The following is a 25,777-nucleotide window of genomic DNA, read 5'->3' as shown; positions in this document are numbered from 1 at the left end:
AGCTTAGGGGTTTACTTCGCTTGTTTCAAGGTCTCGGCTTCGACCAGGATGCTGCTGATGCCGAGGAGGTCCTTCTTCATGAGCTCGAAGAGCTCGCGCAGGGTGGGCTTGATGGGCGCCTCGCCCGTCACCCACTTCCAGACGTAGGGGGTCAAACGCGACCAGAGGAAGCCGAAGGGCAGGCCGCCGACCCCTTCCTTGATCACGCCGTAGAGGATGGCCTTGACCAGCTCTTCCTTGTTGTACGACGCGCCCTCGTGGGTCCGGGTGTACCAGTACCAGGCCTTGGCCCCGCCGTAGATCATCTTGGCGGCGATGTAGACGACCCGCAGGGGGAGCATCTTGGCCTGGACCTCGTCGTGGTCCAGGGTGGTGACGACATCGCCCGCCCGGAAGACCACCTTGCCGGTCTTGGGGGTCTGGGTGAAGTCGTAGGTGACGACCTCGCCGTCCTGGGTCTCGAGGGTGACCACGGCGCCCGCGAGGCGCACCTTGGCCCCGCCTTGCTTCATCTGCTCGGCGAAGGACGCGGCGAGATCCACCCCGCTGCGGGTCACGGCGCTCGCGCGGCTCGTGCCGTTGACATCACCCTGCGAGAGGGTGTTGGCCGTGGTGCCGCAACCGGTCAGCGAGATCAGCGCGAGGCTGATAGCGAGGCTGAGGCATACTCCCTTGTGGCGCAGTCGGGTCATGATCCGGGTCTCCTCCCCTTGAAAGGCAGTCGGTCCGTGGGTTACGCTTAGATGAAAAGCTCTTTACTTGAACTTAATCTAAACATAACTATATCAACCGCAAGGGAGGTTGGCAAGATGCTCCGGATTTGTTTGGTCGAACCCGAGATTCCGCCGAACACCGGCAACGTTTCAAGGCTCTCGGCGGCCCTTGCCGTCCCGCTTCACTTGGTCGAGCCCCTCGGCTTCGACGTCTCGGAAAAAGCCGTCAAGCGCGCAGGGCTTGATTACTGGGAACACGTCCAGCTCCAGGTGCACCCGAACTTTTCGGCGTTCGTCGAGGCCGCGCGGCCGAAGCGCTTGATCTACACCTCCTCCACCGCCGAGACCCTGTACACCGAGGTGGAATACCAGCCAGGTGATTGCCTGGTCTTCGGCAAGGAGACCGCGGGGCTGGATCCGGCCCTATGGGGCGAGCACCCGGGCCTGGTCGTACGGATCCCCCACTGGGGGCCGGTGCGCAGCCTCAACCTCTCCAACGCCGTGGCGATCGTCGCCTACGAGGCCATGCGCCAGCTGCGCGAAAGGGGGGACGTGCCCCCGCCCGTACCTCGGGCTGAGGACCGTCCCCCCACGACGCCTTACGAGCGCCGCAAGCGGCGCCCCACGTGATCAGGGCTTCAGCTTGCGGATCTTGCCGACCCCGTACTCCGAGAAGTACACGTCACCCCGCTGAGTCACGGTGACCCCATCGGGAGCCGAGATGGGCACCTTACGCGCCTCGGTCCCCTCGGCGACGGCCGTCTCCCCATCAGGGGGCTGCCAGTTGCCCGCGACGGTCGTGATGACGCCCTTGGTATCGATCCGGCGGATGGCGTAGTTCTGGGTGTCGGTCACGAGCAGGTTGCCCACCGCGTCCACCGCCACGGTGGTCGGGCCGTTGAGGGTGGCCTCGGTGGCTGCCCCCCCGTCGCCCAGCGGCGTATCGCCGAAGGGGCTCGGGTAGTAGCCGAAGACCTTGGGGTCGTTGGTGGCCTTGCCCGTTCCCGCCACCGTGCTGATGACGCCGGTCTTGAGGTCCACGGCCCGCAGGTTGTTGTTCTCGGTGTCGACGATGATCAGGCGCCCCGCCTTGTCGAAGGCGAGCCAGTTGGGGGTCGCGAGCTTTGCCTGGGTGGCGGGCCCCCCGTCGCCGCTGTTGCCGGTCTCGCCGGTGCCGGCCACCACGGTGATCGTCTCGGTCTGGGCGTCCACCCTGACGACCCGGTGACCCGCGTACTCCGAGATGTAGAGGTTGCCCTCGGCGTCGTAGACCAGCCCCTGGGGGCCCTTCAGGATGGCGTCGCGGGCCGGCACCCCGTCGACCACGTCCAGCTCGCCACCTCCCGCGATCCGGTGGATCCGGCCCTGGGCGTCGATCATCCGCACCTTGCCCGGGATGTCGTTCCCGGCAAAGCCGTACTCGGAGAAGACCAGGCTCGACTCGGGCCCCGCCACGATGGCGTAGGGCTTGGCGAGCTCGGCGTCGAGGGCGAGGCCGCCGTCCCCGCTCGATCCTGGGTTGCCCGTGCCGGCCACGTTCTCGAGGATCCCCTCGGGGGTCACCCGCCGGATCCGGTGGGCCTTGTAGTCGGCCACGTACACGCTGCCGTCCGGGGCCTGGAAGACGCCGGTGGGCGAGTCGAGCTTGGTCTGGAGGGCCGGGGCCCCCGGGTCGGGCTCGCCCTTCACCCCGATCCCGGCCACCGTGTAGAGGTGATAAGCCTCGGGGGTCTGGGGGGGCGCCACGCTCGGGTTCGGCGCGGGCGTCGGCTGGATCCCCGTACCGGGGCCAGGGCCGACGACCGGCGGCGTGGCGACCGGGCCGGGCCCCGCGGCGGGGGGAGCCTGGCCACAGCCCACCAGGGCGATGGTGCCAGCGAACAAGACGCCCAGCAGCAGGCGCAATGGACGGTCGTACTTGGTCATGCCTCATCCTCTCAGACAGCCGCTTCCAGACAAGGAAGCTTAAGCCGCTGGGATGACGGAGGCATGGCGCCTGGATTGAGCGAATGTTTCGCCCGTGAGGGCGGGTATTAGGGGAGCTTGCTGAGGTCGATCCGGCCGTAGCCGAACTGCTCGGTCTTGCCGCGGGTGCCGAGCGGATCGACCGCCTGGGCGAGCGCTGCCTGGATCTCGGCGGGGCCCCAGCCGGGGTGCTGGGCGTACAGGATCGCCGCGGCCCCCGCCACGATTGGAGCGGCCATGCTCGTACCGCTGAGGCTCTTGTAGCCGCCGCTCAAGTAGGTCGAGAAGATCCCCTCGCCGGGAGCGGCCAGGAAAACTTCTTTCCCGAAGTTGGAGAAGCTCGCCAAGCGCTCGGTCCCGCGCTTGGAGGTGGCCGAGATGGCGAGCACCCCCGGCGAGTTGCCCGGCGAGCTGACCGGCCCGCCCTGGTTGCCGGCGGCGGCGACCACCGTCGCGCCCCGCTCCTGGGCGTACTTGACCGCCAGGTCGAAGATCGGGTTGCGCTTGGTCGAGTCGCTGCTGAAGCTCAGGTTGAGGACCTTGGCCCCCGCGTCGACCGCGTACTTGATCCCTGCGGCGGCGCCGAAGTCGGTGCCGCCCGCGTGGTCCATGACCTTGATGGCGAGCAATTGGACGTCCCAGGCGACCCCGGCCACGCCGATCCCGTTGTTGCCCGCCGCCCCGATGAGGCCCGCCACGTGGGTGCCGTGGCCGTCGCGGTCCATGACGTCCTTGTTGCCGTCCTTGAAGTTGTAGCCGATCGTGACCCGGCCCTGGAGGTCCGGGTGGTTGTAGTCGATGCCGGTGTCGATGACCGCCACCATCACCTTGCTCGCGTCGACCGCCCGGCGCCAGAGGGCGCGGGCGTTGGTGACCCCGTCTCCGAAGCCCCACTCGTTGTAGAAGTAGGGGTCGTTGGGCGTCAGGCCGCCGAACGGGTCGAAGGCGAGCGCGCGGGGCCTGGGGAGGGCGTCGATGGAGCGGTTGGGCGAGATGAGGGCCACCGCCGGATGTGCCCGATAGACGCGGATCGCCTCCTCGAGGGGGAAGCCCTTGGGCAGGCGCAGCATGCGCAGCGGGGTGTCGAAGTCGAGGGCGCCGAGCACCACTGGGCGCGCCTGGCCAAGCGGCGGCAAAGCGTCCATGTCGTAGCCGGGCTTGAGCCCGATGATGAGCTCGCCGTCCTCGGCCCGGACCCCGGCGCGCAGCCCGAAGGCCGTCATGGGCGCAAGGCCCCCGTCGGCCGGCTGGGGCGCTCCGATCCCGGGGGCGAGGGCGGCACAGCCGGCCCCCTGGGCGATCGACCACCCTGCAAGCCCCAAGAGCGCGACCCAGCGCCAGATAACGAAAGCCTTCGGCATCGGCGTCCTCCGCTTGGCAAGGGACCGCCCCAGTCTAGGGGAGACGCCCCACCGCGCGCATCGGCGCGTTCGACCAAGAGCTTGGGGGAACCCGGCGCTCGCTCGCTTGGATCTTGTGCTCGCCTCCATGATGATTTAAACTTAAATTAATCTTAAACATATCAACCGTCTCGCTTCCCGGAGGTTCGAATGCGCCAGGCTCTTCGCCCCCTCGCACGCCTTGCCGCCCTGCTCGGAGCGATCGCGCTCGTCGGTTGCAGCATCCAGCCCGGCGCCGGCCCAAGCCCGGAGGCCTTCCGGCCCCTCACCGCCCAGGACACGGCGGGCAAGGGTTCGAGCCCCTTCCTCTGGGGCGTTTCGACGGCGGGCTTCCAGTGGGAGGGGCACGAGGAGCTGAGCCAGTGGGCTCGCTGGGATCTCGCCGGCAAGACCGAGGAGCGCCGCAAGAACGCCGCCGACGGTCTCAACCGCTACGCCGAGGACCTGGACCTGACCCGGGGGATGGGCTGCAACACCTTCCGGACCAGCATCGAGTGGGCGCGCGTCGAGCCTAAGAAGGGCGAGTTCGACCCCGAGGCGATCGCCCATTACCGGCAGTTGCTCAAGGCCCTGCGCGAGCGGGGCCTCACCCCGATCGTCACCTTCATGCACTTCTCCTATCCCGCCTGGCTCGACGCCGAAGGGGGCTGGGAGAACCCCGCCGCGAGCGACGCCTACGCCCGCTTCGTGGATCGGATCACCCGCGAGTACGGGGATCTGGTGGACTGGTACCTGACCTTCAACGAGCCGACGGTCTTCGTCGCGGGCGGATACGTCAGCGGCCAGTGCCCGCCCGGCAAGAAGAACGACCTGATCGCCGCGGGCAAGGTCCTCAAGCACCTGGTCTCGGCCCACAACAAGGCCTACGACGTGGTCCACCGCAACGATCCGGTGGCAAAAGTGGCCTTCAACCAGTACTCGGCTTCGTGGCGCCTCCTCCCCAACCGGGTCCAAGGGGGCTCGGGCGACGACTTCCTCGACGGGGTGCTCGGCAACGCCGACAGCCTGCCCAAGCTCGACTACATGGCCATCGACTACTACACCCGCCTGAAGCTCTTGCCCTTCGAATTGCCCCAGCCCTGGCAGTGGCCGGTCCACCCGCAGGGCTTCTACGACTCGCTGGCCTTCTACCACCGTCTGACCGGCAAGCCGGTGCTGGTGGCGGAGAACGGCTACGCCAACGAGGACGGCAAGCCCCGCCCCGACGGCTGGACCCGCGAAGCCTACCTGACGGCCCACGTGGAGCAGCTGCAGCGGGCCGTCAAGGACGGCATTCCCGTCCTCGGTTACGTCCACTGGTCGATCACCGACAACTACGAGTGGGGCTCGTACCGCCCGCGCTTCGGGCTGTTCTCGGTGGACTGCCGCAACGAGGACCAGCGCCGGGTCCCGACCCAGGCGGCGAGCGTCTACCGCCAAATCATCGCCGCCGGAGGGGTCACCCGCGCCATCGCCAAGGGCATCACCTACCCTTCGAGCTACACGCCGCTCGTCAGACCCTAGCCCCCCGATTCTTCAAGCCGAGGCCGGACGTCCTATGGGCGTCCGGCCTCGGCTTGTGGCCGATGAATCGCCACCTGCGTCATCCTTCGGTATAATAAGGTCGCGATCGCTCCGTGTTGAGCCGTCGCGTCGCTCGTCGCCCCACTCAGAAAGCCAGGTGTCGCCGAATGTCAAACCCCACGGCCGCTGAAACCCTCAAGAAGACCCCGCTTCACGGGGCCCACGTCGCCCTCGGCGCCCGGATGGTCCCCTTCGGGGGCTGGGATATGCCCGTCCAGTACAGCGGGATCATCGAGGAGCACCACGCGGTGCGCAAGGCCGTCGGCCTGTTCGACGTCTCGCACATGGGCGAGTTCTACGTCTCGGGCGAAGGCGCCGCCGCCTTCCTCGCGCGGATGGTGCCGGGCGACGTGCTCAACCTGCCGGTGGGCAAGTGCCTCTACACCCAGTTCACCCGTCCGACGGGCGGCGTGGTCGACGACACCATCATCTGCCGCTTCGCGGACCGCTACCTCTTGGTCGTCAACGCCTCGAACATCGACAAGGACTGGGCCTGGCTCAGCGAGCACAAGCCCTTCGACGTCACCCTCGAGAACTACTCGCCCGAGACGGCCATGATCGCCCTGCAGGGCCCCCTGGCCGAGACGGTCATGCGCGAGGCCGCCACGCCGGGCCTGGCCGAGCTGCCCTTCTTCGGGATCGCCCTCGGCAAGATCTTCGGGGTGGACGTGGCCGTGTCGCGCACCGGCTACACCGGCGAGGACGGCTTCGAGATCTACATGCCCAACGCCTACGCCGAGCGCCTCTGGCACGGCTTCCTGGCCACCGGCGAGTCGTACGGCATCCGCCCTGCCGGGCTCGGCGCCCGCGACACCCTGCGCCTGGAGGCGGGCCTGCCCCTCTACGGCCACGAATTGAACGACGAGACCACCCCGATCGAGTCGGGCTTCGGCTGGACCGTCAAGAGCGAGGCCGACTACCTCGGCAAAGACGTCATCGCGCGCCAGAAGGCCGAGGGCCCGAGCAAGAAGCTCGTGGGCCTGACCATGCAGGGCAAGCAGATCGCGCGCGAGGGCTACCCGGTGTTCCTGGGCGATCGCCAGGTCGGCACGGTCGCGAGCGGCGCCCCCTCGCCCACCATCGGCGCCCCCATCGCCACGGCCTTCGTCGAGGCCGACGCCGCCACCATGGGCGGCACCCTCGAAGTCGAGATCCGCGGCAAGCGCTTCCCGGCCACCGTGGGGCGCACCGCCTTCTACAAGCGCTCCAAGAACTAGCAGCGTCTCTCATCCCGCCAGGCCGCGCCGGCTGCGCGGCCATCACCGCCAGGGGTTCGCCCCGCGTCAGGAGGATTCATCACACCATGATCCCGCAGGATCTCAAGTACACCAAATCCCACGAGTACGTCCGCTTCTCGGGCGACGAGGCGACCATCGGCATCACCAACTTCGCCGCCGATCAGCTCGGCGACGTCGTCTTCGTGGAGCTGCCCGAAGTGGGCCGCGTCCTCAAGAAGGGCGAATCCTTCGGCGTGATCGAGTCGGTCAAGGCCGTCTCGGACCTCTACAGCCCCATCGGCGGCACCGTCGTGGCCATCAACGAGAGCCTCAACGACGAGCCGTCCATGATCAACGAGGACAGTTTCGGCGAAGGCTGGATCATCAAACTCCAGCCCGCGAACCTCGAGGACGCCGCCGACGCCCTCAACCCGGAGCAATACCAAGCCCTGATCGGAGCGTAAGCCATGCCCTTCAGCTACCTGCCCCATACGGATGCCGAGCGCGCCGAGATGCTCGCGGCAATCGGCGTCTCGTCGATGGACGACCTTTACCAGGGCGTCCCCGATAGCCTTCGCGCCTTCTCGCTGGACGCGATCCCGCCGTCCAAGAGCGAGCTCGAAGTCACGCGCCTCCTGACGGATCTGGCCGGTCAAAATCAATCGACCAACCAGTTCTCCTCCTTCCTCGGGGCAGGAGCTCAGCGGCGCTTTTCGCCCTCGGCGGTGGACTGGATCCTCCACCGCTCCGAGTTCTTGACGGCCTACACCCCCTACCAGCCCGAAGTCAGCCAGGGGACCCTCCAGGTCATCTACGAGTTCCAGACCATGATCGCCCAGCTCACGGGCATGGACCTCGCCAACGCCTCCATGTACGACGGCTCGACCGCGACCCCCGAGGCGGCCTTCATGGCCATGCGCGTCACCAAGCGCAACAAGGTCGTCGTGGCCGGCAGCGTCCACCCCGAGTACCGCGAGGTCCTGCGCAGCTACGCGGCGGGCCCCGGGGTCCAGGTCGTCGAGGCCCCCCTCAAGGACGGCCTCATCGATCGCGCCAAGCTCGAAGCCCTGATGACCGACGAGGTCGCGGGCCTGATCGTTCAGGTCCCGAGCTTCTTCGGCGGCATCGAGGAAGGCCGTTCGCTGGCTGATCTCTCCCACGCGGCGGGGGCCCTCTTCATCGTGGTCGCCGACCCCACCACCCTGGGGGTGCTCGAAGCCCCCGGCGCCTACGGCGCGGACATCGTGGTCGGCGAGGCCCAGGCCTTCGGCAACGCCGTCAGCTTCGGCGGCCCCTACGTGGGGTACATGGCCTGCCGCGAGAAGCTCGCGCGACAGCTGCCCGGCCGCATCGTCGGCCAGACGGTGGACGCCAAGGGTCAGCGCTGCTTCACCCTGACCCTGCAGACCCGCGAGCAGCACATCCGCCGCGAGAAGGCCACCAGCAACATCTGCACCAACCAGGCTCTCAACGCGCTCGCCGCCACCGTCTACATGGAGGTCATGGGCAAGGAAGGGATCTACGAGCTGGGCTACGTGTCCCTGCAGCGCGCCCACGCGCTCGCATCGACCATCAAGGAGCTGCCCGGCTTCTCGCTGCCCATGGCGGGCTCCTTCTTCAACGAGTTCGTGGTCAAGAGCCCGCTGCCGGTCGACGAGCTGCTCACCAAGCTGCGCGAGAACGGCATCCTGGGCGGCGTCGCCCTGGGTACCTGGTACCCCGAGCTCAAGGACTGCTACCTGGTGTCGGTCAACGAGCTGAACACGCCCGCCGACCTGGATCGGTACGTCGCGACCCTCAAGGCCCTGACCGCGAGTGCGGCCGTCGGCGCCCGCTAGATTCAAAAGAGGAACCATGGAAGCGCTCATCTTTGAAAAGAGCACGCCAGGCCACCGCGAGGCCAAGCTGCCCGCGTCCGGCGTCGCCGAGAAGCCCCTCGCCGAGCTCCTCCCCGCGGGCATGATCCGCCAGGAGGCGCCAGGCCTGCCCGAAGTCACCGAGCTCGACGTCATGCGGCACTTCAACCGCCTCTCGCAGCTCAACTACTCGATCGACACCAACTTCTACCCCTTGGGCTCGTGCACCATGAAGTACAACCCCAAGGTCAACGAGCTGGCCGCCCGGCTCGACGGCTTCTCGGGGCTCCACCCCTACCAGCCGACCGAGACGACCCAGGGGGCCCTCAAGCTCCTGTACGACCTTGAGAAGATGCTCGCCAACCTGACGGGCATGGATCGGGTCTGCCTCCAGCCGGCGGCGGGCGCGCACGGCGAGTTCACCGGCATCATGATGATCCGGGCCTACCACGAGGCCCGCGGCGAGAAGCGCACCAAGGTCCTGGTGCCCGACTCGGCTCACGGCACCAACCCCGCGACCGCGGCGCTGGCGGGCTACGAGGTGGTCTCGATCGCCTCCAACGACCGGGGCCTGGTGGACGTGGCCGACCTCAAGGCCCACCTGGGCCCGGACGTCGCCGCCCTCATGATGACCAACCCCAATACCCTCGGCCTCTTCGAGGAGGACATCCTCGAGATCGCCCAAGTGGTCCATGAGACCGGCGCCCTGCTCTACTACGACGGCGCCAACCTCAACGCCATCATGGGCGCTGTGCGCCCGGGTGATATGGGCTTCGACGTCATGCACCTCAACCTCCACAAGACCATGTCGACGCCCCACGGCGGCGGCGGTCCGGGTGCGGGCCCGGTGGCGGTCGCCAAGCGATTAGTGCCCTACCTGCCCACCCCCACCGTGGAGTTCGCAGACGGCCAGTACTTCCTGAGCTTCGACCGGCCCGAGTCCATCGGGCGGGTGCGCGCCTTCTTCGGCAACTTCGGCGTCCTGGTGCGGGCCTACACCTACATCATGACCATGGGCCGCGACGGCTTGACCCAGGCGAGCCGGGATGCGGTGCTCAACGCCAACTACGTGCGCGCGGGGATCAAGGACCTCTTCGACCTGCCCCACACCCAGCCCTGCATGCACGAGTTCGTGCTCTCGGGCGATCGCCAGAAGGCCCAGGGTGCCAACACCATGGCCATGGCCAAGCGCCTCATCGACTACGGCTTCCACCCGCCGACGGTCTACTTCCCCCTCATCGTCCACGAGGCGATGATGATCGAGCCGACCGACACCGAGTCCAAGGCCACCCTCGACCAGTTCATCCAGGCCATGCGCGCCATCGCCCAGGAGGTCGAGAGCCAGCCCGACTTGGTGACCGGCGCCCCGCACACCGCGCCCATCGGCAAGGTGGACGAGGTGACGGCCGCGCGCAAGCCGAACCTGTGCTGGACGTGTTAACGAAATAACCTCACGACGAGAGGGGCAGGGAGAACCAGAAGGTGCTCCCTGCCCCTTCTTCGCTCCGCACGCCGATCGTCCCGCCGTGGGCCTCGACGATGGTCTTGGAGATGTTGAGGCCGAGCCCGGTGCCCACCCCGCGCTTGACCCCGTTCTCGAGCTGCATGAAGCGCTGGAAGAGGCGTGGCAGGTCCTGGGCGGCGATCCCGATGCCGGTGTCGCTCACCTCACAGACCAGGGCCTCATCCTGCGCCTGGACCTTGACCCGGATGTCGCCCTCGGGGGGCGTGAACTTGATGGCGTTGTGCAGGAGGTTGGTCAGCACCTGGCCGATCCGCTCGGCGTCCATGGCGATGGGCAGAGGGTTCGGCGGCATCTCGGCTTTGATCGTGAGGCGCGCCGCCTCGGCCTGAGGCCTGAGACTCTCGAGGATCTCGGCGAGCTTGATCGAGAAGTCGCTGGGAACGATCCGGACGTGGAAGGTCCCCGCCTCGATCCGGGCGAAGTCCAGCAGGTCGCTGACCAGGTATTCGAGACGCTTGGCGCCCTGGCTGAGTTGGTGCACGAACTCCCGCTGGTCCTGGGTGAGCGGGCCGCCCAGCTCGTCTTCCAAGAACTCCGCGTAGCCCATGATCGAGGTCAGTGGGGTACGGATCTCGTGGGAGACGGCGTTGACGAAGTTGTTCTTGAGGCGATCGAGTTCCTTGGCCTGCTCCAGCTCGGCGTTACGACGCGCGATCTCGGCGGTCGCAAGCCTCAGCTCGCTGATGGCGCCCGCGAGCAAGAGGGCCGTCATCGCCTGAAGGCCAATGAAGACCTGCAAGAAGAGCAGGCTGTGCGAGAGGGTCTCGCGCACGAAGGGTCCGCCGCCCTGGGCGGTGCCGGCGATCGCGAGCACCGACACCAGAAAGCTCGCGCCTGCCGCCCCCCGGGGCCCAAAGCGCACCGCGCTCCAGATGAGTAGCGGGAAGAGGAGATAGGTGTAGGGGTAGGCGAGCCGCGCGACGCTGAGCTCGGATCCGAAGACCAGCACCCCGACCACAATCAGCGAGAAGGTGAGCGCGACGACCTCGATGACGCGCCATGAACGCCAAGCGGGGAGCGGCGCCGGGCGCCACGTCAAGAGCAGGGGCGCGACGATCAGGATCCCCATCAGGTCGCCGACCCACCACATCCACCAGGCCGCCCCGTAGCGGTCCCAGGGGACCACCGCACCCCACACGTTGCACAGCACCCCGAGGGTCCCGGCGAAGGTCGGGTTGAGGAAAGCGACCACCCCGGCCAGCATGAAGACGTCCCGCATCCGCGAGAGGCGATCGTCGAAGCCTTTGTGGCGCAGCCAGCGCGCGCTCAGGATGGCGGCGAGGGTCGAGGTAGCGGCCACCCCCAGCGCGGCGTACCAGGGCAGCCGCAAGAGGTTGAGCACCAAGGAGCCGAGGAAGACCCCTTGCCACATGCCGCTGCCGCCGAGCAGCACGGCCCAGAGGGCGAACCCGCTCGGCGGCCAGATGGTCGCAACCGTGTCGAAGCTGACGGCCGCAAGCAGCAGGCCGAGCTTGCCCGTCAGGAAGAAGACCACGGCGACGAGCAGGATTTTCAGGCAGTGTCGAGGCGACGGCCAGGTGCGAATCGGGTGCATGGGCCGAGGGTGTCCCGCGCTTAGGAGAACCAGCCCTTCTTGCCGACGTACGTCGACTCTTTACCCTGGAAGGCGCCCTTGACCGCGTCGATGACCTCGTCCTTGACCTTGGCCCGGTAGAGGGCCCGCATGACCAGATCCATCCGCTCGTTGGACTGAGAAAGGCGCTGAGCGAGGGTGACCGAGAGCTTGATACCGAACTCGGGATCCTCTTCGAAGAGGCGGCGCGCGTCGGGGAAGACGAGGAACTTGCAGGGCGCGGTCGCCTTGACGGTCGCTGTGCGCGGAGTCCGAAGCAACGACCCGATCTCGCCCAGGTAGGCCCCCGCGGCGAAGGAAGCATCAAGGCTTGCGACCTTGTCGTTGCCCACCATGATGTCGACGGCCCCCTCCATCAGCATGAAGAGTTCGTAGGTCAGCTCACCCTCGCGGAAGACCGATTGCCCCGTCCGATACTCCCAGACCTCGGGCGGCTTGGCCGTTTTGGGGCGGGCGTCGGCGATCGCCTCGGCCTGCTCGACCTCCTGGACCTTCACGTAGGGGCTCTCGGGAGCGGCCGCCTGGGCCTGGCGGGTGGAGGCCAGGCGCTGCTTCATGGCGTGAAGGGCCGAGGAGACATCGTGGGCCTCGGGAGCGGGCGGATGAGACTCGGGGGCGGGTCGAGCCTCGGATCCGGCCTCGAAGGGCAGCAGGTCACTCACGTTGAATCCTCCGGTGGGAGCGGCATACGGTTAACGACCGTTAACATATACCCATCGTGAACGCATGCTAGTCGTAAAGAGACGGTGAAGATTGGGGGCCTACCCCCAAAATTGCCACCACTTCTTGCGCGGAGCGGCTCCCTGAGCCTGGATGGCCTTCGCGAGCTCCTCTAGGATCCCCTCGCCGTCATCATCGTGCGTGCTGATCTCGGTGGCGACCGCGGCCTCGAGGTCCAAGAGGCGGCGCTGCAGCTTGCGGATCATCTCGTCCTTGGTCTCGGCGTCGAGGCTCTCTTCGGCGGCGCGGGCGCGCTCCTCCAGCGTTTCGAGGCGCTGAACGAGACGATGATCGCCGGGGGCCTCCAGGCGCAAGACCAGGTCCTGGTTCGCACCGAGGAGGCGGTGGTTCTCCTGGGTCAGTTGCTCCAGGGCGAGGCCCTGCGCCTTGACCACGGCCTCCAGCTCGTCTTGGCGGGCGACCAGGGCCTTGATCACCTCGCGGATGTCGGGGCCCGTGCTCTCGGTCGCAGCCTCCACCACGGCCGTCCGGCTGAGGATAGCCTTGATCGCTTCCAGGGGCAGATTCTGCTGGCGGTAGGCCCGGATGATCTTGAGGTTCGCGAGGTCCTGGTCGGTGAGCAGGCAACGCCCCTGCTCGGTGCGCGCGAACTGGAGGTCGAACTCTCGCTCGTAGCGGCGAATCAGCGAGACGGAGACCCCAAGCTTCTTGGCGGCCTCAGCCATCGAATAACTCATCCGTTCGCTCCCTTTCTCCCCATGTCGTGCGTGTGGCCTCGATTATAGCGTTTGGTCCCAAGCGCTGGCCACTATCCAAGCGCAAAAGCGCCGAGCGCTGTGAATCTTGAGTGAAGTTCTTCATTCGAATCAACTCTCGGTTGCTCGCTTGCATCCGAGTATCGTCTTCCCCATCGACCCGATCGAGAACAAAACCCATCCCCTACATTCTCGATTCACACCAGCAGAGGAGAACCGCATGACCATCAGAATGTTGCTCTTGGGGTTGACCGCAGGTACCTTGGCCCTCACGGCGTGCGCCAAGGCTCCGCTCCAGACCCCGTCCTCGCTGCCCGATGCCCGCCAGAGCCTGGGGCAAGACACGCAGGTGATCGACTTCAACGCGCCCGACGGCGGCCGCATCGTCATGGACCTGGCCAACAACGCCCCCTCCAAGGGCCGCCAGATCCAGGCCTTCAAGGAAGACGTCGACAAGTACGAGGTCCGGATCCACCGCCTCGACAACGGCCCCCACCCGATCAGCAACACGTTCACCGTCTTCGTGAACCCCGCGAACTCCAGCTCCGCGCGGATCTGCTTCGATCGCCTCCAGCCCGGCAGCTACGAGCTGCTCATCCTGGCCCGCGACACCGGCGGCCAGGTCGTGAACGCGAGCGGCGGCGCGGACACCTTCGGCCCCTACAACATCACCTCGGGGACGATGCTGCTCAGGTCCGCCACCGTCCAGCTTGAGGACACCCACGCGGTCCTCCCCGGCGGCGGCATCACCGAGGGCATCAACGCTAACTCGGGCAACCTGATCACCCACGACGAGAACCTGACCAGCACCCCGACCAGCACCGCCCGGATTTCCGAGCAAGCCGGCGTCTCGGCCCCCTTGACCAACCTCATCAACTTCGCCGGCGCCTTCGACGACGAGACGAGCCTGGACATGCGCAACGCCGGGCTCAACGCCTCCAACAACCGCACCTACACCGCCTTCAGGACGAACCTGAGCGGCACCCCGGGCACCGAGGAATGGCTTGGGCCCAACAACGACATCCAGTGGATCACCAGCGACCCCTTCAACCCCCTGGGCGAGACCCTCATCGTGCGCTTCGGCAACCAGGGCGCCGTCATGAACCTCTACTTCGAGAAGATCGGCGGCGGCGCCGACCCCATCCGGCGTCTCAAGGCGATCTCGAACTTCTACCCGATCGCCTCCAGCCCCTCGGTCTTCCGATTCATCGATCCCGAGACCCAAGGGCCCGAGACCTTCTTCGGATCGGCCTTCCCCAGCGGCATCGCCTCGACCCGCTTCTACTTCTTGGCGGACAACGCCCCGCCCAACCACGTTCCCACGGTCACCCTTTACCTGGACAACAGCAGCGGCGGCGGCATCCTGGGCATCACCATGCGCGACCCGTTCAACAACAACAAGCTGCTGCACCTGCAGGCCCTCAACCTGTAAGGCGAGTTCGAACGACGAGGGCGGGGGAAATTCCCCCGCCCTCGTCGCTACTTGCCGCGTCGCTTTGGCTTCTGAAAGATGAAGACGTACTCGTGCTTGAAAACGTAGTAGCCCTGGGCGAGCGCGCGGTAACGCCAGAGGTTTCCGTTCTTGCCCTTGCCCTTCTCGTTGCCGTTGATGTCCTTGACGACGATGCTCTTGAGGGTGAAGCCCACCTTCATCGCCGCCTGCATGCACATGAAGCCGAGGGGCACCCACTGACCGCCCGCGTACTTGTCGCCGATCACGAGCGCCATGAAGCGCCCTGGCGCAAGCAGCTCGAAGGCGTTCGCGATCACCGGCTCGAAGCGCGCGATGAACTCGTCGTCGGTCTCGACGTTGGAGAGGTCCTCAGGGCGCTCGCCGTTCGAGAAGGAGATGATGTCCCCGTAGGGCGGGTGCAGGATCGCAAGGTCCGCGTGCTTCTTGTCGAAGCGGGTAAGCGCCTCGCGGACCCTATCGACCGTGCTGGCTGCTGCCGAGTCACCGACCAGAACCTGCGTCTCGACGCCGTCAGGATTCTGCGCCCCCTGGATCCGCGCCTCGGCCGCCTCGGCCACGTGGCCCAAGAGCTCGACCCCGATGCCGTGGCGCCCCATGCGGCGGCACTCGATCAAGGTGGTGCCCATGCCGTTGAAGAGGTCCAGGACGACCTCCCCCTGCTTGGTGTAGCGCTTGAGCAGCTGCTGGGGGAGCTGGGGAATGAAGTTGCCGTGGTAGTCCCCGACGTGGGTCTCGCCCTTGTCGCGCTTGGAGAAGAGCCACAGGCTCCCCGTCTCGACCTCGGGGTAGTCCTTCCAGTTGTTGAGATCGATGTCGGAGTAGGCGTTGGTCTTCGCCTGGCCTTCAACGGCCTTGCGCGCTGGCATTGGAGCTCCTCGGGGGGTCGTATCGGGGGGCGGCGGGGCGTAGCCGCCGGCTCTCCATTGTAAGCGACATGGGCTCCGCTTGCTAGTCCCGGCGGGGCGTGCTTGCGGGGATTGGCCCCCTCGGCTAGACTCGTGAACATGCGACACTGGCGGCTCTTGCTCGACGAAGCGGCCTCGGGCGCGCGGAACATGGCCGTGGACGAGGCGATCCTCGAGGCCTACCGCGCTGGCGAGGCTCCCCCCACCCTGCGCCTCTACGACTGGGCCACTCCGACCCTGTCGCTGGGCTACGCCCAGAAAGCGAGCGACGTGGCATTCGACGCCTGCGCCGCGCGCGGGGTCGAAGTGGTCCGGCGCCCCACCGGCGGCCGGGCGGTGCTGCACGGGGTGGGCGATCTCACCTACGCGGTGGTGGCCTCGGGAGCCGAGGGCTTCCCTGAGAGCGTGGCCGACTCGTACTGCTTGATCGCCAAGGCCCTCATCGCGTCGCTTCAGACCCTGGGGCTCGACGCCGAGCTGACGCCCGGCGTTCGCAGCAACGGGAACACGAGCGCCTGTTTCGCCACCTCCACCAAGGCAGACCTCACGGCGAGCGGCCTCAAGGTGGTCGGCAGCGCCCAGGTGCGCCGGCAGGGGAGCTTCCTCCAGCACGGGACCCTCATGCTGACCCAGGAGGCTGATGCGATCGCGCCCCTCTTGGTCTCGGGCACGCCGCCCAAGGGGATGGCGAGTCTTTCGGCCCTGAGTGACGCGGCCATCGACGCGAAGGCCGTGCGCCAGGCGCTGGTCGAAGGGTTTGCCCGCGCCTTCGGGATCGAATTGCAAGCCGGCCCCCTCACGCCCTACGAAGAGGCCCTCGCGCAAAAGCTCGAAGCCGCTCCAATCCGAGGGGTCTAGGCCTACTCCATCTCGGGGCGGCGCTGCTTCTCGGTGAGACGCTTCATCTGGAACATGGTGCGGGTGAGGCCTACCCCGAGCGCCACGCTGCGCAGGTCGCGCGCGTCGAGCACCCCCAAGGAGACGAACTGATCGATCATGCTGTGGGCCAGCTCGCCCACCTGGATCAGCTCCGCCAGGCGGTCGGCCGCGACGCGCTTGCAGTCGTCTTCTTCGGCATCCCCCGCCGTCTCCAGCTCGACCTCGGCCTCGCGCAGGCGCTCCAGGGTCGTGGCGACCTGGTACATCTCGCGCTCCCGGATCACCTTGGAGATGGGGCGCCAGACATTGCGCTCGGCGGTGTAGAACTCCTTGCGCTCGCCGGGTATCGGCTGCTTGTGGACCACCCCCCAGCGCACCAGCTCTTGGAGGACCATGCTGACCAGGCCGGTGCTGATGCCGAGGCCCGTCCGGATCTCCTGGGCCGAGAGGGGCTTGGGGCTCAGGTAGATGAAGGTCCACACCATGCCAAGCACCCGCTTGAAGCCCCACATCTCGACGATGCCGCCGACCGCCTCACAGGCGCGGTAGATCGCAGGATCGATCGCTGGCGATTCGCTCGACAAGGTCGTCTCTCCTCTTATGCCGGGTGGATGATACGCCCCTGCTCGAAGATCCGATAGTCGATGAACAGATCGAGGAGCTGGGCGTCGATGTGGTGGTCCTTGGCCTCGAAGTGCAGGATGTCGAGCGCTCTTTCGAGCGGCACGGCCTTCTTGTAGGGGCGATCGCTCGCGGTCAGCGCGTCGAAGATGTCGGCGATCGCCATCATCTTCGACTGGACCGGGATGCCCTCGTCGGCGAGCGCCTGGGGATAGCCCTTGCCGTTGAGCTTCTCGTGGTGCGCGTAGGCGATATCGGGGACGCGCGCCAGATCGCTGGTCCAGGGGATCTGGCTCAAGAAGCGATAGGTATGGGAAACGTGGCGCTCGATCTCACGACGCTCGCTCTCGTCCAGGCTGCCGCGCCGGATCGATAGCTGGCGCACTTCGTCCGGCAGCAAGAGAGGCTGCTCGGATCCGTAAAGGTCCCGGTAGGTGTGCTGAGCGATCTCCATCAGGCGAAGGAAGCTGCCTTCTTCCAGCACCGTGGGCTCGTTGGCCTCCAGGATGATGCGGAGGTACTCGTCCAAAGCCGCGAGCTCGTGGGCGAGCGTCGCGTCGAAGCGCGGCAGCTCAGAAAGGTAAGCCTCGCGGCCCTTGGCGAGCACGTAGTCGAGCCGGCTGCGGCTATCACGGGTCTCGAGCGCCTGCCGCACGAAGTGGAACCGGCTCTGGATCAGCTCCAGCTTGAGGGGATAGAGCTTCTTGGCCTTGACCAGGACCTCCTCGCGGACCCCTACCTTGCCGAAGTCGTGGAGCAAGGAGGCGTAGCGCACCTCCCGGATCTGGTCGCGGCTGAAGTGCACGTCCCGGAAGGGGCCGTGGTCCAGGCCATCCACCAGCTCCGCCAGGGCGACCGTCAGGTTGGCCACCCGGGCCGAGTGACCCGAGGTGGTCGGGTCGCGGCTCTCGATGGCGGTGACCGAAGCGTTGACGAAGCCCTCGAACAGCCCCTCGATATCCTGGTACAGGGAGTTGTTCTCGATGGCGACCGCAGCCTGGCTCGCGAGGCTCAGCACCAGCTCCTCGTGCAGCGGGTCGAAGGGGATGACCTCTCGCTCCATCAGGTGGGGCTCGTCGAGCAGGGTGTCGCGGCGGCGCTTGCGATTGATCAGCTGGAGGATGCCGATAGTCTCGTTGCTGCGGTTGCGCATCGGGATCACCAGCATGGACTTGGTGCGGTAGCCCGTCCTGCGATCGAAGGTGCGATCGAAGGCGTACTCGGCCCCTTCCGGCAGGTGGTACACGTCCTCCAGGTTCAAGGCATGCCCGGTCAGCGCCACATAGCCCGCGAGGCTCTGGCGCGAGATCGGCATGGTGAACTCTTGGTAGGCGAACGGGAAGGTGTCGTTCTGGGAGAGCTTGAAGCGCAGCTTGGGGCCGTTCGCGTCCTTGCGCTCCACCAGATACAGGCTGCCCGCATCCGCGTAGACGATGTCGCGGCTCTTCTTGAGGATCAGATCCAGGAGCTTGTCCGGGTCGCGCTCGGACGAGAGGGCGATCCCGATGGCGTTCAGCTCCTGGAGCTTGACGGCGTACTCGCGCAGCTCCTGGCGCGATCGTTCCGTCTCCAGGCGGTTGAGGATGAACTGGAAGGCGTTATCGACCAGCTTCGAAAAGCCCCGCGCGTGGTAAGGCTCGCGCAAGTAGCCCCAGAGCAGGTCCTCGGGCACGTCGGCAGGCGCGTCCTCCCCTTCCGGGTACGAGCAGACCAGCACGCCGGACGAGCCCCAGAGGGCTGCGATCTCGCGCAGGGTGAGCGGGTCGCCCGTCGCCATCAGGTGACGGTCCACCACCAGGAGCTTGGCGCTCTCGCCCCCCTCGTAGCGCAAGTCGGCGAGCGTATCGACCGTGCGCCAGGTGAAGCCGTCTTGCGCCTGTGCCTGGAGGATCGCGCCGTTGGGGTTGAGGCGCGAGGTGTAGAGGATGCGTGGCGGCGTGTTGGCGTCGTGGGGGTTCACCCGGCGGTCTCCTGTGGGCATCAATCCAGGCGGAAGCGCAGGGTGATCTCGCCCCACTGGGTCACGGGGGCGGCACCATCGGGTAAGGGAGCGAAGCGCCAGCGCTTGAGCGCATCCACGGCGCGGCGGTCCATCTCGGGGGTGCCCGACAGGCGCACGACCTCGACGCGGCTCACGCGGCCTTCGGCGCTGACCCAGACCCTGAGGCGCACGTCGCCCTCGACCCCTAGGCGCTGGGCCGAAGCGGGATAAGAGGGCGGATGCTGCTCGATGATGCGGCGCTGACCGAGATCCCCGGTCAGGCCCGTACCCGAGTCGACGCTGCCGCCGCGGTGCGGGCTCTCGGCGGTGGAATCCTCCCCGCCGTCCGACGCCAAGGAGTTCTCGGCTGCCGAGGCGAGCGAGCCCAGGCGCGAAGCCTCGCGCGCGCGGTCCTTGGCCTCGCGCTGGGCGAGCAGGGCGTCGTAGTCGGGCCTGGGCTGGACCTGCTTGGGAACGGGCGCCTTGGGGGCCGGGGCCTGCGAGGTCGGCGCCTTGCGCGGAGCCTCGACCGGCACCTTGCGGTCCGCATGGCGCTCGACGGGGGCGTCCGGCAGCACCCGCTGGGCCACGTCCTTGGCCGTGGGGCGATCGCTCGCGGGGCCCTTGGTGTCACCCACCGGGCCGTCGGTGACCACGTCAACCAGCTCGATGGGCTGCGACGGGGGCTCGATGGGGCGCTCGGCACCGACCGCCCACGCGAGCAAGAGCAAGATGAGCGCGTGGGCCCCAAGAGAGGCGAGCCACGTGCGCGGAGTGGGCGTGGCCCCAGCGAGCGCGAGCGCCGGCACGGTCGGTGCGAGCGCGCGGGGCTTTCGCTTGCGGGGCGGCTGGGTCGTGGTGGGGGCCACGGCGCTCTCCTAGAATCCGAACGAGAAGCCGACGACGGCGAGCGCGTCGGGGGCGAAGAAGTTGAGGGCCGGCTGCTCCTGCTTGAGCGGGAGGGCGTCGGCGCGCAGGTAAAGGGCGAGATCGTCGGTCAGGCGATAAGTCCCCTGCCCCCGGACGAGGGCCTGGTAGCCCGTCGCCGTCTGGGCCGAGGTCTGGCCTTCGCCAAGCTGCTGCAGCACGATCGAAGCCCCGAGATCCAACTTCAGTTTACCAGAAAGCCAGGTGCTCTCGTGAGCGGTGCCGGCCTCCTGGCGGATCTCGCCGAGGGGCTGAACCGTCTGCCAGCGGTAGAAGAAGCGCTGGGCCGCGTCGTCCCAGGCCCGGTACTGCACGGCGAGCTCGCCCTCGGTCGCCTGCTGGGCGGCACTGCCGGTATCCCCCGCAAGACCCGGGTTGAAGGGCTGCCAGAGCCCGGGGGCTCCGGGCATGGCGCGCCAGGCGATCCAGCGCTCGGCGGCCATGTAGGAGAGGCTCGCCTGGGAAAACCAGCGATCGTCCAGGCGATGGGTCGCCGCGAGATCCACGCGCAAAGGCACGCGCTGATCGAGCAGGGCTCCGTTGCCGCCCACGAAGCGGCGCGAGAGGTAGAGGGCCTCGAAGGTCGGCATGGTGCTCTGGGCGCGCAGGCCGGCCATCAGCTCGGTCGCATCCGAAGGACGGTAGCGCAGGGCGAGGCCCGGCTCGATCACCCCTTCTTCGAAGCGGCGGCCCGCCTCGAGCGAGGCGTTCAGGCTCCACTGCGGCAGGAAGGCCCACTCGTCCGCCACCGACAGCATGAAGAGCGGATCCGCGCGCTTCTCGGTCTGGCGGTGACCGATGGTGGCGCCCACCTCGATTTCCTGGTCCGCGAGACCGAGCGCCGGCCGCCAGGTGCCCGAAAGGGTTCCCTCGGCCACGTGGCTGTCGATCCCGTAGGCGGCAGGGCCCAAGAGGCGTCCGCCGCCCGTCTCCAGGCGCAGCTCCAGGTCCAAGAGGCGGTAGCGGCCGTTGAGGGCAAGCCCTTCGGCGGCCGTGTCCCCTGCTCCCGCGGAAACCAGGGTCGAACGACGGTTCAGGGCGAAGCCCACCCCGGCCGACTCGGTGGCCGCCGAGAGGCCGAGGCGCCAGTGGGACCAGTCCCCCGCCGTGGGCGTCATGCCCGCGGCGGTCTGGCCCTCGAGCTCACCGAGGATCGTTCCGCCGCCGACGGGCAAGCCCGCCGGCAGGGTAACGGCCCGGCCCAGGTAGGCGCCCACGTCGTAGAAGTGCGGCCCCATGGTGCCCAGGCGAATCTCGCCGTAGCCCGGCCGCGGCTGGGCCATGCGCTCGCGCGCTGGCGAAATCGCCGGCACGACGCTCTCGGACGCCTGGGCCATGTAGCGTTCCAGGTCGAGGGCCGTGCGGGGGCGCGGCAGGGTGAAGGGGATGGCCCCGGGCTCGTCGGGCGAGAGCTTGTTGCCCGGCATCAGGGGGCCGGCGGTCTCGTCCTCGCCTCGGATGAGGACCGAGGGCAAGTCCACCGGCAGCTTCTCGGCGTTCTCGAGGGTCGGCTTGGGAGCGCTCGGAGCCTCGGCGGGGGCCGGCGCCGCGTGGGCGCCGAGCGCGAAGGTGCCGGCGAGTGTCAAAGCCGTGCAGGTCGTTGCGATCCAGCGGCTCACGGCTACCTCCTGTTCACGTTCTGGTCGATCCACTTGAGGCGCTCACTCGCCTCCTTGCGCTCGGCGGCAGGCAGCGTAGCGCCGTTCGCCACCTGGCGGTACACCTTCTCGGCATCCTTCCAGCGGCGCAGGTGCTCGTAGGCTTCTCCCTGCTTGAGCCAGGCGAGGGCTTGCCACTCGCGGCCCACCGTGGCCGGCACCTTGAGCTTTTCGAGCTCGATGGCCGCGTCCTCGTAGCGCTTGCCGGCCACCAGGGCGTAGCCCAGCCAGTAGCGGGCCTGCACGGCCCCGAGCGACCCCGCGGGGCCCGCCTTCTCGGCCTGGCGATAAGCGAGGGCCGCCTCGGTATGGTTGCCCCGCTTCAGCTCCAGCTGGCCGATGCGGAGGTAGGCGACCGACGCCACGTCCGCACGGGACGCGAAACGCTTGGCGAGCTCCCGGTAGGCGTCCAGAGCGAGCTGGTCGCGCCCGATCTTGGCGTAGGCCGTCGCCACCGCCACCGCGCCCTTTAGAACCGCCGGATGACCGGGCTGGAGCTTGGCCAAGAGGTCGTAGGTCTCCTGGGCCCGAGCGGGCTCGTTGGCAGCCAGGTAGCGATCGGCGAGCTCGACCGTCCAGGCGATCTGCTGGGGCCCCGGCAGACGCGCCAGGGCGTCCAGGGTCGCGAGGCCCGCCTCGTGGTTCGAGGCCGCGAAGTAGGCCTTGGCGAGCAGGTAGCGCTGGTCGGTGGTCGGCGACTCGATCGCATCGAGCGCCCGGACGGCGTCGTCGGCGCGCCCCTTGTCCAGGTAGCCCTGGGCAATGCGGGAGAGGGCATCCCCCGCCCACAGCGAGCCGCTCGCCTCGAGGGCGATGCGCCGCGCCTCGTCCCAATCGCCCTTGGCGATGCGGGCCTGGACCAGCGGCTGGGCGATCTGCTCGCGCTCGGCCTTGGGGCGCTCCAGATCGGCGTAGATGGCCTGATAGACATCTGCCGCCTGGTCGAACTGCTGGGCGTTGAAGTAGGCCGCCCCGATGCGGGCCTGGGCGTCCGAGCGCTCCTCGGCGGTGGCCTGGGGATCCTTGAGGACCGCCTCGAAGCGCGCGACCGCCACCGGGTACTTGGCCAGGCGGAAAGCGGCCTGGCCTGCGATCGAGCGCACCCGGTTCAGCTTGGCGTTTTCGCCGAAGCGCTCGATGAAGGTATCGGCCAGCTTGAGCGCCTCGGCGGCGTTGCCCTTGCGGTAGGTCGCCCAGGCGAGGCCAAAGAGGACGTCCGGCATGGAGTCGGCGGCGAGCTGGCTACCGTAGAGCGCCCCGTAGGTCGCCTCGGCCGCCGCCCAGTCGTGGGCGTTGAGTTGGAGGCCGCCCAGGCGGATCATGGCGTCCTGGCGCAGGGAGGCGGAGCGAAGGGTATCGCTCGCCTGCTTGAAGAGCTTGAGGGCCTCGCCGTAGCGCTTGAGCTGATAGGCGCTGTAGGCCTGGCCGTAGGCCGCCTCGGGGGCCTTGTCCGAGCCGGGGTAGGCCTTGAGGAAGCGGGCGTAGTGGCCAAGAGCGCCGGCGTAATCGCCGGTGCGGTAGGTGGCTTCGGCGAGCCAGTAGAGGGCCTCTTGGCCGTAGCGACCGTCGGTGACGTCCTTGAGGTAGGAGGTCGCCGCCGCGTACTCGCCGGTGCGGAAGTGCGCCAGGCCGAGGCGGAAGGTGACCGCATCACCCTTGCCTTCTAAGAAGGAGAGATCGCCCTCGCGCTTGGCGAGGTCGGTGTAGATCGCGATCGCCTCGTCGATGCGCTTGAGGGCAAGTAGGCTCTCGGCCAAGAGCCAGCGGGCCGGCCCGCGCTGGACCGAGGCGGGATAGGCTGCAAGCAGCCGCTTGGCGCGCTCGACGCACGCCGCAAAGCGCCCGTCGTTGTAGTCCAGCTCGGCGAGCCCGAAGAGGCTCAGCTCCTCGTAGACGCCCGAGCCGGGCTCGGCGACCGCCTTCTCGAAAGCGGCGCGGGCCTGCGCGGGGTTGGAAAGCTCCAGCTGGACCCGGCCCAGGGCGTAGAGGACGGCCGGGCGCGTCGCGCTCTTGGGGTACTTCGTCAGCCACCGCTCCAGCGCGGGCTTGGCACCCTTGGTATCACCCGATTGCCAGCGGGCGTAAGCCTCGCCGTACTCGGCAGGCTCGCTCCAGCGGGTGCCGGGCTTGACCATGGCGTAGGCGGCGCCGGCGAGCTTCCAGTTGCCCACCGCCGCGTAGCCCTCGCCCGCGACGAACTGGGCGCGCGCCGCAAGCTCCAGGTCCTGGGTGCTCTCGGCCAGGGCCCGCAGCTCGTCGCTCGCAAGCAAGGGCTTGCCCAGCTTCAGGTACTGATTGGCGAGCATCAGGCGTGCGGGCTTGGCCTGCAGGCTCTCGGGGAAGAGGCGCACGGCCTCCTTCCAGGACCAGATGGCGCGCGCGGGGTTCGACAGGCGCTCGTAGCACCAGCCGATGGCGTAAGCCGCATGCTCGCGGCGCGCAGGATCCTTGCTCTCGTCGGTCACCCGCTGGTAGGCCACCAGGGCCTGCTCGTAGACCCCGCGCGAGAAGCGATCGTCGGCAAGCTCTAGGCCCGCATCGTCACGCTCCAGGCCGGTCAATTGGGGCAAGAGGCGCTCGAGCGTCACATCCGCCGCCTCGTGGCGACCCTCGGCGCGATCGAGCAGCACCAATTCCTTCTGGGCGCGCAGGTACCAGAGGCTCTGGGTCGGAACGGCCTCGAGCAGCGCGCGGCTGGCGACTCCGTTCCCCAAGTGACGCTCGGTCATGCCGAGCAGGAAGCGGCCGCGCTCGCGGTCCTCTCCCTTTAACGCTTCAAGGTCGCCCTGCAGCGTCTGGCGGGCGACCTGAAAGGCCTGGTGACGGATCAAGGCGTCGAGCCGCGCCCAGTCGTAGTCGGCCGCGCCCGAAGCGAGCGCGGGCGCGGCCATGGGGGCCGTCAGACCGATGGCGAGCGCAAGCGCCAGCTGGAGGCGGAATTTCGAGCGATTAGCCAAGATGGAGCCCTCTTCAAAGAGCGCCACCCGACACCCGGCTATCCCCTCCGTGGGCCGCCGAGCGGCGCGGAGGAACGGTGTCGTGAGGCGCCCCAAGCGGCTCCTATTATAGAAGGGGGGCTAGAGGCTGTAAAGGCGCCCGGCAAGCGGCAGCAAGGCCTCAAGAAGGGCGTTCGGCGCCCCCTTACTGGGCGGCAGCCCGCCCGATCAGGTAAGAAGCCGCCCACATGAGGGGCCCGCTCGTGACCACGTCGCCGGAATCGGCCTTGATGAGGACCGTCGGCTCCCAGGTGCGATCGTCGATGAAGCACCAGACGGGCCCCAACAGGACGAAGTTCAGGAGGGCGGCGGTGGTGTTCTTGCCGGGGCGATAGCCGTAGCTGCGGGCCTTGGAGTGGGCCTCCTTGACCTGATAGCGGTGGACGTCGTAGGCGTCGCGCAGGACCAAAAAGCCCAGGTCGTAGCCGTCGCCGTCGTCCTCGTACTGGTTGAGGAAGACCGAGCTCACGCTGTATTCCAGCTTGAGGACCTTCTTCTTGGAGGGCGAGTAGTAGGCGTGGCGCACCCGGCTGAGCAGCGAGACCTTCCAGAAGCCCCAGCCGATGTAGGCCTGGCGAGCATCGGGCGCCCACGCCTTGGCGCGGGCCTGGGCCAGAGCCTGGGTGCTCTCGGGCACGATCTGGGTGGTGTAGGAGGCGGGGACCTCGGCCGTGAGGCTCGAAAGGCCGGTCACCAGGCCGCCGGCCTGCCCGATGGCCCGCAAATGATCCCACTGGAGGGCCTCGAAGGAGGCGGGGGCGGGGGCGGCTTCGGGGGCCTGCGGTGCCGTGGCCTTGGGCGCGCTCGCCAGAGGCGCGCTCACCAGGGACGTGGCGGGCGCCTTGGCCGCGACCTGCGCGGGGGCGGCGGCGCGGGGCTGCACGGTCGAAACCGTGGGGGCCACGGCGCGGCCGCAGCCGCTGAGCAAGAGTGCGATCGCCAGGCCTGCCTTCGCCGTCTTCATGCCGCCTCCTTCACGAACGAGATCCTTAACTAAGGGTTAAATTAACTTTAATCATTCCTTGCCTACCTGTCAACGAAAAAACCAGCGCCCCTCCGACGTATCG

The 25,777-nt window shown here is 67.9% G+C and carries 21 protein-coding genes; 8 read left to right on the top strand and 13 right to left on the bottom strand.

Features of this window, described 5'->3' with window-relative positions; all coding sequences use genetic code 11:
* Positions 1 to 11 precede the first annotated feature (11 nt).
* The gene (locus J7643_08735; protein MBO9540663.1) at positions 12 to 692 is read right to left on the bottom strand and encodes a hypothetical protein; all 681 of its coding nucleotides are present in this window, start codon (positions 690 to 692) and stop codon (positions 12 to 14) included.
* A 117-nt stretch (positions 693 to 809) separates the two neighbouring features.
* Between J7643_08735 and J7643_08730 the strand changes: the two genes are divergently transcribed.
* Positions 810 to 1,343, top strand: coding sequence for a tRNA (cytidine(34)-2'-O)-methyltransferase (locus J7643_08730; GenBank protein ID MBO9540662.1), 534 nt, complete (start codon positions 810 to 812; stop codon positions 1,341 to 1,343).
* On the opposite strand, the gene J7643_08725 is transcribed toward J7643_08730, so the two are convergent.
* A complete protein-coding gene (locus tag J7643_08725; protein ID MBO9540661.1) occupies positions 1,344 to 2,639 on the bottom strand; it encodes a hypothetical protein in 1,296 nt (431 codons plus the stop codon).
* Positions 2,640 to 2,746: 107 nt separating this feature from the next.
* The gene (locus tag J7643_08720) at positions 2,747 to 4,039 is read right to left on the bottom strand and encodes a S8 family serine peptidase (GenBank protein ID MBO9540660.1); all 1,293 of its coding nucleotides are present in this window, start codon (positions 4,037 to 4,039) and stop codon (positions 2,747 to 2,749) included.
* 189 nt (positions 4,040 to 4,228) lie between these two features.
* Between J7643_08720 and J7643_08715 the strand changes: the two genes are divergently transcribed.
* From J7643_08715 to gcvPB, 5 genes are all read left to right on the top strand, one after another.
* Complete coding sequence (locus tag J7643_08715; GenBank protein ID MBO9540659.1) at positions 4,229 to 5,581, top strand: glycoside hydrolase family 1 protein; 1,353 nt, start codon at positions 4,229 to 4,231, stop codon at positions 5,579 to 5,581.
* Between the two features lie 167 nt (positions 5,582 to 5,748).
* Positions 5,749 to 6,858 (top strand): glycine cleavage system aminomethyltransferase GcvT, encoded by a 1,110-nt coding sequence (gene gcvT, locus J7643_08710; GenBank protein ID MBO9540658.1) that lies wholly within the window; start codon positions 5,749 to 5,751, stop codon positions 6,856 to 6,858.
* Positions 6,859 to 6,944: 86 nt separating this feature from the next.
* Entirely contained in the window at positions 6,945 to 7,322 is a 378-nt protein-coding gene (gene gcvH / locus J7643_08705) for a glycine cleavage system protein GcvH (GenBank protein ID MBO9540657.1), read from the top strand.
* A gap of 3 nt (positions 7,323 to 7,325) precedes the next feature.
* Entirely contained in the window at positions 7,326 to 8,696 is a 1,371-nt protein-coding gene (gene gcvPA, locus J7643_08700) for an aminomethyl-transferring glycine dehydrogenase subunit GcvPA (GenBank protein MBO9540656.1), read from the top strand.
* A 16-nt stretch (positions 8,697 to 8,712) separates the two neighbouring features.
* Positions 8,713 to 10,155 (top strand): aminomethyl-transferring glycine dehydrogenase subunit GcvPB, encoded by a 1,443-nt coding sequence (gcvPB, locus tag J7643_08695; protein MBO9540655.1) that lies wholly within the window; start codon positions 8,713 to 8,715, stop codon positions 10,153 to 10,155.
* A gap of 10 nt (positions 10,156 to 10,165) precedes the next feature.
* Here gcvPB and J7643_08690 read toward each other — a convergent pair whose 3' ends face one another.
* The 3 genes from J7643_08690 to J7643_08680 form a co-directional block, all read right to left on the bottom strand.
* Entirely contained in the window at positions 10,166 to 11,794 is a 1,629-nt protein-coding gene (locus J7643_08690; protein MBO9540654.1) for an MASE1 domain-containing protein, read from the bottom strand.
* Positions 11,795 to 11,814: 20 nt separating this feature from the next.
* A complete protein-coding gene (locus J7643_08685; protein MBO9540653.1) occupies positions 11,815 to 12,495 on the bottom strand; it encodes a cyclic nucleotide-binding domain-containing protein in 681 nt (226 codons plus the stop codon).
* Positions 12,496 to 12,594: 99 nt separating this feature from the next.
* On the bottom strand, positions 12,595 to 13,251 hold the full coding sequence (locus J7643_08680) for a MerR family transcriptional regulator (GenBank protein MBO9540652.1): 657 nt from the start codon (positions 13,249 to 13,251) through the stop codon (positions 12,595 to 12,597).
* Between the two features lie 238 nt (positions 13,252 to 13,489).
* Here J7643_08680 and J7643_08675 point away from each other — a divergent pair, with 238 nt between their 5' ends.
* Positions 13,490 to 14,701 carry a hypothetical protein gene (locus J7643_08675; GenBank protein MBO9540651.1) on the top strand — a complete coding sequence of 404 codons (1,212 nt, stop codon included), beginning with the start codon at positions 13,490 to 13,492 and terminating at the stop codon, positions 14,699 to 14,701.
* 47 nt (positions 14,702 to 14,748) lie between these two features.
* Here the strand turns inward: J7643_08675 and J7643_08670 are convergent, their stop codons facing one another.
* Positions 14,749 to 15,609, bottom strand: a complete 861-nt coding sequence (locus tag J7643_08670) for a DNA methylase (GenBank protein ID MBO9540650.1) — start codon at positions 15,607 to 15,609, stop codon at positions 14,749 to 14,751.
* A 138-nt stretch (positions 15,610 to 15,747) separates the two neighbouring features.
* Between J7643_08670 and J7643_08665 the strand changes: the two genes are divergently transcribed.
* Positions 15,748 to 16,506 carry a lipoate--protein ligase family protein gene (locus tag J7643_08665; GenBank protein MBO9540649.1) on the top strand — a complete coding sequence of 253 codons (759 nt, stop codon included), beginning with the start codon at positions 15,748 to 15,750 and terminating at the stop codon, positions 16,504 to 16,506.
* Between the two features lie 2 nt (positions 16,507 to 16,508).
* Here the strand turns inward: J7643_08665 and J7643_08660 are convergent, their stop codons facing one another.
* The 6 genes from J7643_08660 to J7643_08635 all read right to left on the bottom strand — a co-directional run bounded on the left by J7643_08660 (position 16,509) and on the right by J7643_08635 (position 25,674).
* Positions 16,509 to 17,111, bottom strand: coding sequence for a hypothetical protein (locus J7643_08660; protein ID MBO9540648.1), 603 nt, complete (start codon positions 17,109 to 17,111; stop codon positions 16,509 to 16,511).
* 14 nt (positions 17,112 to 17,125) lie between these two features.
* Positions 17,126 to 19,108 carry a GAF domain-containing protein gene (locus tag J7643_08655; GenBank protein MBO9540647.1) on the bottom strand — a complete coding sequence of 661 codons (1,983 nt, stop codon included), beginning with the start codon at positions 19,106 to 19,108 and terminating at the stop codon, positions 17,126 to 17,128.
* Between the two features lie 20 nt (positions 19,109 to 19,128).
* Positions 19,129 to 19,998, bottom strand: a complete 870-nt coding sequence (locus J7643_08650) for a TonB family protein (GenBank protein ID MBO9540646.1) — start codon at positions 19,996 to 19,998, stop codon at positions 19,129 to 19,131.
* Between the two features lie 9 nt (positions 19,999 to 20,007).
* The gene (locus tag J7643_08645) at positions 20,008 to 21,675 is read right to left on the bottom strand and encodes a hypothetical protein (protein MBO9540645.1); all 1,668 of its coding nucleotides are present in this window, start codon (positions 21,673 to 21,675) and stop codon (positions 20,008 to 20,010) included.
* A gap of 2 nt (positions 21,676 to 21,677) precedes the next feature.
* Entirely contained in the window at positions 21,678 to 24,671 is a 2,994-nt protein-coding gene (locus J7643_08640; GenBank protein ID MBO9540644.1) for a tetratricopeptide repeat protein, read from the bottom strand.
* Positions 24,672 to 24,855: 184 nt separating this feature from the next.
* A complete protein-coding gene (locus J7643_08635; GenBank protein ID MBO9540643.1) occupies positions 24,856 to 25,674 on the bottom strand; it encodes a hypothetical protein in 819 nt (272 codons plus the stop codon).
* Positions 25,675 to 25,777: the final 103 nt, after the last annotated feature.

This window comes from bacterium, assembly GCA_017744355.1.
Lineage (GTDB): Bacteria > Cyanobacteriota > Sericytochromatia > S15B-MN24 > UBA4093 > JAGIBK01.
Note: the sequence above shows the minus strand (reverse complement) of the source record. Positions and strands in the feature narration are given on the sequence as shown.